Origin of the sequence: Flavobacterium cucumis (assembly GCF_900148835.1) — a bacterium.
Classification (GTDB): Bacteria; Bacteroidota; Bacteroidia; order Flavobacteriales; family Flavobacteriaceae; genus Flavobacterium; species Flavobacterium cucumis.
In genome coordinates, this window is record NZ_FRYK01000001.1 from 955,754 (window position 1) to 968,245 (window position 12,492).

Consider the following 12,492-nt stretch of genomic DNA (forward strand, 5'->3'; position numbering starts at 1 on the left):
ACTGCAATTTAACAATAATTGTAGCTATTTTATTAAGAAAATTGAGAAAAATTGAAAATGTGGTTATTTGTAACACAGAAATCCAATTTTATATCATTTGAAGAAATTCCTTCAATGGAGTCCTCAGGCGTAAAAAAAGAAAGTCCAATTTTAATTGTTTCAGGCTTACATTTGCTGAGGAAGTTGTCGTAAAACCCTTTGCCATATCCAACCCTATTTCCTTGTTTGTCGTAAGCTAAAAGCGGTACAAATACCACATCGATTTTTGAGTCAGGAACTTCTAATCCTGTAATAGGTTCGGGAACATTATAACTATTTTTCTTAATTTTGGTGTTATCGGTCATTAAAAAATGCGTCATTCCTAAAGTTGCAAATTCGCATTTTGAAATTACGATTTCTTTATCTTTCCCTGCTAAAATCTGAAGAATGTACTCGGTGTTAATTTCCTTTTGCTCTTCGATTGTTAAAAACACGTGATAGTACAGCTTATCCCAAATATTGATTTGTAACAATTGGTTTGCAATCGCTAAACTTTTGTCTTCGATTTCTTCTTGAGTCAAGGATTGTCTTAATGCTTTATACTTACTTCTTAGCGCTTTCTTATCCATTTATTGAAGTTTTCAATTCTTGTATAAATTTAGTCAAATGTTCTACTTCTACGTGATCCATTAACACAATTTTGTACCATCTGTTGTGTTCATTGTGTTGTTGCGGTACTAAATCATACTTTTCAGCAATTTTTTCTGGAATAGATTCCGAATGAATGGTCACAATATTCATGAACGGTTCACGGAAATAGTTGATGTTTAATTTGTCTAATTCGTTACATAAAAATTGGGTGCGCATTTGTAAAATACTCACTTTTTCAAACCAACCAAAAGCGCCATAGGTGAATAATATCATCCAAACTGCCACGGCATTTGCGCCAGAGCGACTTCCACAAAGCGTTAAGTCCATTCCTTCAACATATTCGGCTTCTTTTGTTAGTACGTTTTCAATCAAACCTTTTCGGCAAATGAAAACACCAGTTCCGTAAGGAGCTTGTAACATTTTGTGTGCATCAATCGTAATGGAACTAATTTTAGGATTGCTGAAATTGATATCTGAATTTTGATTGCTAAACGGGTATACAAATCCTCCATAAGCGCCATCAATATGTAAACGATAGGTAACGTTGTGTTTCTCTAAGTTAGAAGTGTAGACTTCAGGATTATCAACGGAACCAAACATGGTAGTTCCCATATTGGAAACCGCAATAAAATATTTTTTCCCTTTATTTTTAGCTTCCGAAATAATATGGTCCAGTGCTATTGCGTCAATTTCACGATTTTCAAATCCAACAGGGATTTTTAACCAATCAATTTGCAATAAGTTGGAAGCTTTAGGAATAGAATAGTGGGTGTCTTCTGAAGCTAAAATGGCAATTTCCTCTAATTTCGCTTCGAATTTGTGCTTAAATTCATTTCTAAAAACCCAAATGGCTTGAATATTAGCTTCGGTTCCTCCTGGAGCAATGTAGCCGTCAAATGCATCTTCTTTGGCTTTGAAAATGTCAACTGCAATTACGTTTAAAACTTCACGCTCAATTTCTTGGGTGCCGTAAAATGCTTTTTCTGACGTTCCAAAAGTGTGGCATCCGATATTATTAGGATTGGCAACATACGTTTGTAACGTTGGAGCATCTTTTAAAAAAGGGGCGTCGTCATAAAATACACGACCATCTAGTTTTGAAGCTGGATAGCCTAGAGAAGCATCTTTTGAGAAATTTACATTATCATTAAGCGCTTTTTCAATTCGGTTTTTTCTTTCTTCTTGGGTTAATTTTTTCCAAAAATGCATATGCTTAGATTTTTAGCAAAATTACGGTCAAAAAAACTTTTAAAATATGATAATTGTTAGCTTTCCAATTCTAATTGTGTTGAAATGTGAAAAATGGCATCTCCCTGATACACGATTGGCGCATCATTAACATTGATAACATAACCATCATGAGGTGCTTTCATTTTGTGTTCTACTTTCCCATAAGGGTCAGAAATCGTTGCCAGTAATTCTCCCTTTTTGACAAATTTCCCAATGGTTGTTAAACCGTGAAACATGCCCGAGTATTTGGCTCTAACCCAATTCGATTTTTCAATGTATATGCTTTTGCTTTTTGGAACACTCGCTTTTTTTCTAGGATTGAGCATATCTAAATGCTGTAAAAAACGTTTGGTTCCCGCTATTGCTTCTTCTGTAATTTGAAGATTTAAATCTAATGATTTTCCCCCTTCAAAAAGCAACATTTTTACGCCTAATTTATCACAAGAATTTCGAAACGAACCTGAAATATTCTTCGAATACAAGGTAAAGGGAGCGTTAAAAACATCGGAAAGCTTCTTTAATTCGGGGTTTTCAGGTACAATTCTAATTTGTGGGGCATTAAATCGGCTAGCACCACCTGCATGAAAATCGATTGCATAATCTACGTGTGGTATAATATCTTTTAGAATGTAGTAAGCAAAACGACTTGCCAATGAACCGTTTTTACTGCCAGGAAAAACCCGATTCAAATCGCGACCATCTGGAAATTCTCTTGTTTTATTGATGAATCCGAAAATATTTATAATCGGAATGCAAATTATGGTTCCGCGCTTTGGTTTATTAATTTTTTGAACAATTAACTGGCGTACAATTTCGGTTCCGTTGATTTCATCGCCGTGTAAACAAGCTGTAAACAAAACCGTTGGGCCATCAAGCTTTGAACGTTCCACAATAATGGGAATTTTCAATTTATTCATGGTGTGCAACTTGGCAATTTCCATGTTAATGGTTTTGCTTTCGCCCGCTAAAATGGTTTCTTTAAGGATTACAAGTGGTTTTGAGGCTGTCATTTTTAAAATCTAAAGTGTTAAAAATACAAAAACAAATGTCATTTAGGAAAACAGATGTAAGAAATTTTGAGAATTGAAATGTTTAAACGCAAAGAGCGCAAAGATTTACGCCAAGTTTACCTAGAAATGTAATTTATAGAAATTGTTGAGGTATTTTTTCCTAGCGGTTAGATTTAATATATTAAAGCTAAAGAAGAAAAAAACAGAATTTGTAAAATAAAGAAAACCAAAAACAGCATTGTAAAATCATTTTTATTGACATTCTTTTTCATTATATGATTTAATCGTGTTTTATCAGATAAGTATATTTTATTTGAAGCAAACACTATAATTAAAGTTATCAGATATAAGTATGGTTTAGGTCTATTTAAATCAAAAAAGTATACAAATAAATTTATAATTAATCCAATTATGTCAGTAAAAATAATTGATGTGAAAAATATAGAGTTATCTATTAAATTTTTTCGTTTTATGACTGAAAAATGATATGAAGTACTAATTACCCAATCAATAAATAATAAAATATACCTCATACTAGTTTTTTAATTTTACTTATAGTGCTTTTATTCATTTTTACAAAGTATCCAAAAATACCAAACAAAAATACAGAATGCAAAAAAATAAATCATAAACTCTCTTATCTTTGTTCTTTACTCTTTTCTTAAAAAATGCAAACACCATTAGAACTTCAAATCCAAACCTTACCTGATAATCCAGGTGTGTATCAATATTTTGATAAGGATGGAAAAATTCTATATGTTGGAAAAGCGAAAAACTTAAAAAAACGCGTTCAATCGTATTTTACGAAGAATCACGATAATTATAAAACTTCGGTTTTAGTTAAGAAAATTGTTACTATAAAACACATTGTTGTTCCTACAGAAACCGATGCGTTATTATTGGAAAATAATCTGATAAAAAAATTACAACCACGTTATAATGTGTTGCTTCGTGATGACAAAACCTATCCTTGGATTTGCATTAAAAACGAACGATTTCCACGAATATTTTCTACTCGAAAAATGATTAAAGACGGTTCGGAATATTTTGGACCTTACACCAGTTTTAAAACGGTTCATACGATTTTAGATTTAATTAAAGAATTGTATCCACTTCGAACTTGTACTTACGATTTATCGAAAGCGAATATCGATTCTGGAAAATTTAAGGTGTGTTTAGAATATCATATCGGCAATTGTAAAGGACCATGTGAAGGCTATGAATCTTTGGAGCATTACCAAAGTCAAATAGAAAAAATTCGTCAAATTTTAAAGGGAAATTTCAAAGAGAGTTTGAAAGATTTCAAAAGATTAATGACTGACTTGGCTATGGAAATGAAGTTTGAAGAAGCACAAAAAATCAAAGAAAAAATTGAGGTTTTAGAAAATTACCAATCGCGTTCTACGGTTTTGAATCCGAAAATCACCAATTTGGATGTGTTTTCTATTGTTTCCGATGAAACGATGGCGTATGTGAACTTTTTACAAATTTCGCACGGAGCAATTGTCCGTTCGCATACCTTGGAATTAAAGAAAAAATTAGACGAAACCAACGAAGAGTTGTTGGAATTAGCTGTAGTCGAATTGCGAGAGCGTTTTCATTTAAATGCAAGAGAAATAGTGGTTCCATTTCCAATAGATTTGGGTGAAAATATAAAAGTTACTGTTCCACAATTGGGCGATAAAAAGCAAATCTTAGATTTATCCGAACGCAATGCTAAATATTATAGATTAGACCAATTAAAGCAAATTCAGATAGTCGATCCAGAACGCCACACGAATCGGATCATGGCACAAATGCAAAAAGATTTGCGTTTATCAATAGAGCCAAGACATATTGAGTGTTTTGATAATTCGAACATTCAAGGAACCAATCCCGTTTCGGCTTGTGTGGTTTTTAAAGATGGCAAACCGAGTAAAAAAGATTACCGTCATTTCAATATTAAAACGGTTGAAGGTCCAAATGATTTTGCTTCGATGGAAGAAGTCGTTTACCGAAGATACAAACGTATGTTAGACGAAAATCAGTCGTTGCCACAATTGATTATTATTGATGGTGGAAAAGGGCAATTGTCTTCGGCTTTAAAAAGTTTGGACGATTTAGGTTTGCGAGGAAAAATTGCGATTATCGGAATTGCAAAACGTTTAGAAGAATTGTTTTATCCAGGCGACTCGGTTCCCCTTTATTTAGATAAAAAATCAGAAACACTAAAAGTAATTCAGCATTTACGAAACGAAGCGCACCGATTTGGAATTACCCATCATCGCGATAAAAGAAGTAAGTCGGCGTTAACCAATAGTTTAGAAAGTATTCCCGGTATTGGAGAAAAGACCATGATTACGTTAATGAAACATTTTAAAAGCGTTAAAAGATTGCAAAATGCCGATGAAAAAGCCATTTCGGAAGTGGTAGGTGTTTCAAAAGCCAAAAAAATTTCCGACTTTTACAAGACAATTCAATCTAAAAATACGCAATGAAAAAACTCTTCTTGTTTGTAAGCCTACTATTTTTTACCCAAATCAGCTTAGGACAAGAAAGTGCGCGACCAAAAGTGGGACTTGTGCTTAGTGGTGGTGGCGCGAAAGGATTAGCACATATTGGTGTCTTGAAGGTAATTGATTCGTTAGGAATAAAAGTCGATTACATAGCAGGAACAAGTATGGGGGCTATAGTAGGCGGATTGTATGCCTCGGGCTATAATGCGGAACAATTAGATTCTATTTTTTCACATGTGGATATCGATGCGCTCCTTCAAGATTATACTCCAAGAGAGTCAAAATCTTTTTATGAGAAAAGAAATGATGAGATTTATGCCTTGACGTTACCGTTTAATAAATTTAAATTAGGATTGCCTTCAGGCTTATCAAAAGGGTTGTATAATTTTAATTTGCTTTCTGCATTAACCCAGCAAGTTAGTCATGTTAGAGATTTTGATGAATTACCTATACCGTTTTTATGCATTGCTACAGATGCCGAAACAGGTGAAAAAGTTGTTTTAGATTCAGGCGTTTTAGCTCAGAACATGATTGCGAGTGGTGCTTTGCCAACTTTGTATAGCCCCGTTGAAATTAACGGTAGGTTGCTTATTGACGGAGGTGTTGTGGATAATTATCCAATTGAAGAATTAAAATTGCGAGGAGTTGCTATTGTTATTGGTGTAGATGTTCAAGATGGATTAAAGACTAGAGCCGAATTAAAAGAGGTTACTTCCGTTTTAGCACAAATCAATAATTTTTCCATGATTCAAAAAATGGAAGGAAAACAAAAAGCAACGGATATCTATATTAAGCCCGATATAAAAGGGTTTACAGTTGTAGATTTTGAAAAAGGGAAAGAAATTATAAAAAAAGGAGAAGAAAAAGCCTTAGAGTTTGTTAGAGAGTTGGCTCCTTTCGGGAACTCAAATAAAGGAAAAAGTGTAAAGATAAATTCAGTTGATTCAGTTTACATTAGGGATATATCTTTTAACAAGCTCGAGAATTTTACACGTTCTTATATCTTAGGGAAATTAAAATTTAAAAGCAATACTAAAGTTTCTATTGAACAATTACAAAAAGGGGTTTTGAATCTTAATGCTACTCAAAATTTCAGTTCTATAAATTACTTTTTTGATAGCGTTGAAGGAGGAGAAAGATTAGTTTTACAATTGCAAGAAAACAAGAATAATGCATTTCTTAAATTTGGGTTACACTATGATGGCCTTTATAAAAGTGCAGTCTTGGTGAATTACACGAAACGGAAATTACTAGCTAAGAATGATGTTTTTTCTGTTGATGTTATTCTAGGAGATAATTTCAGATACAACTTCGATTATTACATCGACAATGGTTTTTATTGGAGTTTTGGATTTAATTCCAAGATGATCTCTTTCAACAAAAACATTTCAACAGATTTTGATAATGGAAATATTTTTGGAGATCTTGGGATTAATTCGGTTAATGTTGATTTTTTTGATATTAGTAATCAGGCATATGTGCAAACAATTTTTGCGCAAAAATTTTCTACAGGTATTGGATTGGAATATAAACATTTGAAGTTAGAGTCGGAAACCGTGCAAAATGAAAATCCTATTTTTGAAAACAGTAGTTATTTGTCTGTTTTTGGATTTGCTAAGTATGATACGTATGATCAAAAATATTTTCCAAGAAGTGGATGGGGACTTAATTCAGAAATCAAATCTTACTTATATTCCACAAATTATTCTAATAATTTTGAACGTTTTTCAATAGCGAAAGGCGACTTTAGTTTTGCGCAACCTGTGTTTAAAAATATGACTTTTAAATTGCAAACGGAAGGGGGTTTTGCAGTTGGAGAACGGAGTGTTTCTTATTTTGATTTTATTTTAGGAGGTTATGGCTTTCAGCAGGTTAATAATATTAAACCATTTTTGGGTTATGATTTCCTCAGTATTGCTGGGGATAGTTATGTGAAATTATTGCTTACAGCGGATTATGAATTGTTTAAAAAACACCATTTGAATTTTTCGGCAAATTTTGCTAACATTGGGAATAAAATATTTGACAGAATAGATACTTGGTTTGAGAAACCTAAATATTCAGGTTATTCTTTTGGTTATGGGTTGGAAACTATCATTGGTCCAATAGAAATTAAACATTCTTGGTCTCCTGAGACAAGAGATCATCATACTTGGTTTTCAGTGGGATTTTGGTTTTAAATTTTTTTTACGATATTTGTATTGATGAAAAATTGGGTCGATTTACTTTCGCATTTAAAGTTCCTTATCAAGAGAAATCCTGAGTGAGGATGCCTTTTTTATGTAAAGCGAGATAGTTGTCTTGCTAGAACTTTTTTAGAACTTTTAATAAAAAGAAAAAATGCCAATATATCACAAACTGGGAGAAATTCCTCGCAAGCGTCATACACAATTCCGAAAACCAAACGGGGATTTGTATTATGAACAATTATTTGGAACTGTTGGGTTTGATGGAATGTCAACTAACTTGTATCATGAACAAAGACCAACTCAGGTTAAAGAAATTAGAAGGCAGTATAGTGTAGCTCCTAAAATTGCCAAATCAAACAATATTCAGTCTTATAAATTAAGGGGTTTTGATATTGCACCTGAAGATGATTTTTTAGAAAGTAGAAAAATCGTATTGACGAATTCGGATTGTCATATTGTTCTTGCTGCGCCAAGAAAATCAACTACCGATTATTTTTATAAGAATACCGATTCAGACGAAGTGATTTTTATTCATAAAGGTAGTGGTAAGCTTAGAACCATGCTAGGAAACTTGGATTTCAAATATGGAGATTACCTAGTTGTTCCAAGAGGAATGATTTATAAAATGGATTTTGATACTGAAGATAATCGTTTGTTTATCGTTGAATCGCATTCCCCAGTTTATACTCCAAAACAATACAGAAACTGGTTTGGTCAATTGTTAGAGCACTCTCCATTCTGCGAGCGCGATATTCGTCGTCCTGAAGAACTAGAGACCTATAATGAAAATGGGGATTTTATCATCAAAGTTAAGAAGAAAGATGAGATTTTTGAAATGGTTTATGCATCGCATCCATTTGATGTGATTGGATACGACGGATTTAATTATCCTTATGCGTTTTCCATTCACGATTTCGAACCTATTACAGGAAGAATTCATTTACCACCGCCTGTTCACCAAACTTTTGAAACAAATGCTTTTGTAATTTGTTCGTTTGTTCCAAGATTATACGATTATCATCCTTTATCAATTCCTGCACCTTACAATCATAGTAATATTGATGCCGATGAGGTTTTATACTATGTTGATGGTGATTTTATGAGTAGAAACGATGTAAAACCAGGGAATATTTCGTTACACCCTGCTGGGATTCCTCACGGGCCACACCCAGGAGCAGCAGAAAGAAGTATTGGTAAGAAGGAAACATTAGAATTAGCAGTAATGGTAGATACTTTCAAACCTTTAATGGTGACGGAAGATGCCATGGGTATTGCTGATGATAAGTACTTTCAATCTTGGTTAGACTAATGAATTATAATAAATTATCAGCCGATCCAACAGCTTTAATACTAGGAATAATTGCATTTGTAATTATGGTTTTAGGATTTTGTTGCGGATTAGTAGTATTTGTTTCGTTGATTTTAGGAATTGTAGGATTAGTTCTTTCAATTAAAAGCCTTAAAGAGTATGAAGCAAATCCAACAGTATATTCACACCAAAGCCGACAAAATGTATATGTTGGAAAAATCATTTGTTTGGTAACAACTATTTTATCAGCAATGTATTTTATAGTAATAATAGTTGCGGTTGTGGTTTATCAAGTGGGATTTTCAGACATCATAGAAAACAGATTAGATCAAATTAAAAATCAAGAAGTTAACGATTCCATTTATATGGATGAAGAAATTGAAAAAAATTATAGTAACGATTCCATTTATATAGATTCTACTTTTGTAGATTCTGTCAAAACGGAAAATTAAAATTTAAGAATTATGGCACAAGAAATAAAATCAGTAGAATACGGATTAGAAAAAATATTTGAAGGAGCACAAGATTTTTTACCTTTAATGGGAACAGATTACGTAGAGTTTTACGTAGGTAACGCAAAACAAGCAGCTCATTTTTATAAAACAGCTTTCGGTTTTCAGTCATTAGCTTATGCTGGATTAGAAACTGGCGTAAAAGACAGAGCATCCTATGTATTAAAGCAAGATAAAATCCGTTTGGTCTTAACAACTGCTTTGAATAGTGATTCTTTAATTGGTGAACACGTAAAGAAACACGGAGATGGTGTTAAAGTTATAGCGCTTTGGGTAGAAGATGCACGTCAGTCTTACGAAGAAACAACTAAGCGTGGTGCAAAATCTTATTTTGAACCAGTAGTTGAAAAAGATGAAAATGGAGAAGTGGTTCGTGCGGGTATTTATGGCGCTTATGGTGAAACTGTTTTCATTTTCGTAGAGCGTAAAAATTATAACGGAATCTTTTTACCTGGATATAAAGAATGGAAATCAGATTATAATCCAACATCAGTAGGATTAAAATATATCGACCACATGGTGGGTAATACGGGTTGGAATAGAATGAATGAAGCAGTGAAATGGTTTGAAGATGTTATGGGGTTTGTGAATTTCCTATCTTTTGATGACAAGCAGATTACTACAGAATATTCGGCTCTTATGTCTAAAGTAATGAGCAATGGTAATGGAAGAATCAAATTCCCTATTAATGAACCAGCTGAAGGTAAAAAACGTTCTCAAATTGAAGAATATTTAGACTTTTATGAAGGTGAGGGGGTGCAGCATATTGCTGTTGCAACAGATGATATTATTTCAACAGTTGCTCAAATGCGTGCAAGAGGAATTGAATTTTTGAGTACGCCACCTCAAGCATATTATGATGCTATTCCAGAACGATTGAAAGATCATATGTCTAAATTTAAAGAAGATATTAACGAACTTCAAAAATTAGGTATCATGATTGATGCTGATGAAGAAGGATATTTATTGCAAATTTTCACAAAGCCCGTTGAAGATCGTCCAACGCTTTTCTTTGAAATTATTCAAAGAATGGGTGCAAAAGGATTCGGTGCAGGGAACTTTAAGGCCCTTTTTGAGTCTATCGAAAGAGAGCAAGAATTGCGAGGTACATTATAAAAATAACAAATTATTAACAATTCATCAAATTACAACGTTGTAGTGTTGGTGTTTTTAATAAAAATGTGTTAAAGTTGAAATTTAACTAAGAATAATTCAAAAACTTGCATTACATTTGCACTCGAAAATCAGGGAGGTAGTTTGCCCTTATTTTTGACAGTAAATTTTCATAATTTATAGTTTTTTGGTTGGTTAATAGCATAAAAACTCAGTCATATCTTTGACTGGGTTTTTTTGTTTTAGTATTTTTGGAACAGAAATTGCATTTTCATTTCTAAAAAATGATTTACCATGAAAAAAATAGCGGTGCTTTTTGTTCTTTTTATTACTACGAATTCATTTGTAGAACAAGAAAATGCTTACACCACAGGAGAGTGGTTCAAACTTCGAATTCATTATGGCTTAGTTAATGCGGGTTATGCTACTTTAGAAGTTAAAGAAGCTGTTAAAAACAACAAAAAAGTGCATCATGTAGTAGGGAAAGGCTGGACTGTTGGGATGACAAAATTCTTTTTTAAAGTAGACGATAATTACGAAAGTTATTTTGATAAACAAACGGGGAAACCGTATCAATTTGTTAGAAAAATTGATGAAGGCGGTTATACTAAAAACCAAGAAGGATTTTTCAATCAAGAAAAAAATAATGTTTTGGTTAAAGATTATAAACACAAAACGGAGAAAACTTTTTCTGTCCCTGAGGATGTTCAAGATATTGTGTCTTCCTTTTATTATCTTAGGAATCATCACAAAATTGATAAGTTAAAAGTAGGGGAATCCATTGCCATTGATATGTTTTTTGATGATGAAACTACAAAATTTAAGCTAAAATTTATTGGTAGAGAAGATATAAAAACTAAATTTGGAAAAGTTTCTTGTATGATTTTCAAACCTTATGTGCAAGCGGGTAGGGTTTTTAAAGAAGAAGAAAGTTTAACCGTTTGGATTTCAGACGATGATAATAAAATTCCAGTTCGTTTGAAAGCTAGTTTGGCCATAGGGTCATTAAAAGCCGATTTAGAAGCTTTTAAAGGTTTAAAACATTCATTTAAAGTTAAAGCAGAAAAATAATGGAAGTAACTCCTAAGATTCAGGAACAATTAAATCAACTTCATGATAAATTTGAAGCCATTAATCAGAATACATCGACACATTTAGAGGGATTGCTTTGGGCTAAACCTATTACTTATTGGGATTATATTCAGACCGATGCCCTTTTAAGTCTTCAAATTCAGCGTACTACATTGCCGGATGAAATGGTTTTTGTGATGTATCATCAAGTAAATGAATTGTTGTTCAAAATGATTCTTTGGGAGATGAATCAATTGTGTCATAATGAAAAACCAACAACGGATTATTTTACTGAAAAATTAGGAAGAATTAGTCGTTATTTTGATATGTTAACCACTTCATTCGATATTATGAAAGACGGTATGGAGCCAGAACAATATCTAAAATTCCGAAATACATTAACGCCAGCGAGTGGCTTTCAATCGGCACAATACCGTTTAATCGAGTTCAGTTCAACGGATTTAATTAACTTAATCGACAATCGATTTAGAGCTACTATCGACAGAAATACTCCTTACGAGCATGCATTCGAACATTTGTATTGGCAAGCGGCTGGTAAAGATTATCATACAGGCGAAAAATCATATCTGATTCTGGAGTTTGAAAGAAAATACAAAAAAATATTTTTAGACTGGATGGAAGAGTACAATACGATTAATTTGTGGCGAAAGTTCAAACAATTACCAGTGGTGGACCAACAAAATCCAGAGCTAGTGGCAGCCATGCGTCATTACGATAAAACGGTTAATATTACTTGGGTTATGGGACACTTTAATGCAGCTAAAAAATATATTGAAAGCGTTCCAGGGAATCATGAAGCTACAGGTGGAAGTGATTGGAAAAAATACATGTTACCAAAATACCAAAAGCGAATATTCTTCCCTGAATTATGGACAAAAGAAGAATTGGATCACTGGGGAGAATAACCGCATT

At 33.0% G+C, this 12,492-nt stretch carries 10 protein-coding genes; 7 read left to right on the plus strand and 3 right to left on the minus strand.

Annotated features, from left to right (window positions below; genetic code table 11):
• Positions 1-32 precede the first annotated feature (32 nt).
• From BUE95_RS04510 to BUE95_RS04520, 3 genes are read right to left on the minus strand one after another with little or no spacing between them, the layout of a single operon-like run.
• Positions 33-608: a 5-formyltetrahydrofolate cyclo-ligase gene (locus BUE95_RS04510; RefSeq protein ID WP_073581825.1), complete on the minus strand. Its 576-nt coding sequence runs from the start codon at positions 606-608 to the stop codon at positions 33-35.
• A complete protein-coding gene (locus BUE95_RS04515; RefSeq protein WP_073581827.1) occupies positions 601-1,839 on the minus strand; it encodes a pyridoxal-dependent decarboxylase in 1,239 nt (412 codons plus the stop codon). The genes BUE95_RS04510 and BUE95_RS04515 overlap by 8 nt, the downstream gene beginning before the upstream one ends.
• Positions 1,840-1,895: 56 nt before the next feature.
• Entirely contained in the window at positions 1,896-2,870 is a 975-nt protein-coding gene (locus BUE95_RS04520) for a succinylglutamate desuccinylase/aspartoacylase family protein (RefSeq protein ID WP_073581829.1), read from the minus strand.
• Positions 2,871-3,538: 668 nt separating this feature from the next.
• Between BUE95_RS04520 and uvrC the strand changes: the two genes are divergently transcribed.
• The 7 genes from uvrC (at position 3,539) to BUE95_RS04555 (ending at position 12,485) form a co-directional block, all read left to right on the plus strand.
• On the plus strand, positions 3,539-5,347 hold the full coding sequence (gene uvrC, locus BUE95_RS04525) for an excinuclease ABC subunit UvrC (protein ID WP_073581831.1): 1,809 nt from the start codon (positions 3,539-3,541) through the stop codon (positions 5,345-5,347).
• Positions 5,344-7,545, plus strand: coding sequence for a patatin-like phospholipase family protein (locus BUE95_RS04530; protein WP_073581834.1), 2,202 nt, complete (start codon positions 5,344-5,346; stop codon positions 7,543-7,545). The genes uvrC and BUE95_RS04530 overlap by 4 nt, the downstream gene beginning before the upstream one ends.
• 160 nt (positions 7,546-7,705) lie before the next feature.
• Positions 7,706-8,863 (plus strand): homogentisate 1,2-dioxygenase, encoded by a 1,158-nt coding sequence (locus tag BUE95_RS04535; RefSeq protein WP_073581836.1) that lies wholly within the window; start codon positions 7,706-7,708, stop codon positions 8,861-8,863.
• Positions 8,863-9,315, plus strand: a complete 453-nt coding sequence (locus BUE95_RS04540; protein WP_073581838.1) for a CCC motif membrane protein — start codon at positions 8,863-8,865, stop codon at positions 9,313-9,315. The genes BUE95_RS04535 and BUE95_RS04540 overlap by 1 nt, the downstream gene beginning before the upstream one ends.
• A 12-nt stretch (positions 9,316-9,327) precedes the next feature.
• Positions 9,328-10,491, plus strand: a complete 1,164-nt coding sequence (gene hppD, locus BUE95_RS04545; RefSeq protein ID WP_073581840.1) for a 4-hydroxyphenylpyruvate dioxygenase — start codon at positions 9,328-9,330, stop codon at positions 10,489-10,491.
• Between the two features lie 291 nt (positions 10,492-10,782).
• The gene (locus BUE95_RS04550; RefSeq protein ID WP_073581842.1) at positions 10,783-11,559 is read left to right on the plus strand and encodes a DUF3108 domain-containing protein; all 777 of its coding nucleotides are present in this window, start codon (positions 10,783-10,785) and stop codon (positions 11,557-11,559) included.
• Positions 11,559-12,485, plus strand: coding sequence for a tryptophan 2,3-dioxygenase family protein (locus BUE95_RS04555; protein WP_073581844.1), 927 nt, complete (start codon positions 11,559-11,561; stop codon positions 12,483-12,485). The genes BUE95_RS04550 and BUE95_RS04555 overlap by 1 nt, the downstream gene beginning before the upstream one ends.
• Positions 12,486-12,492: the final 7 nt, after the last annotated feature.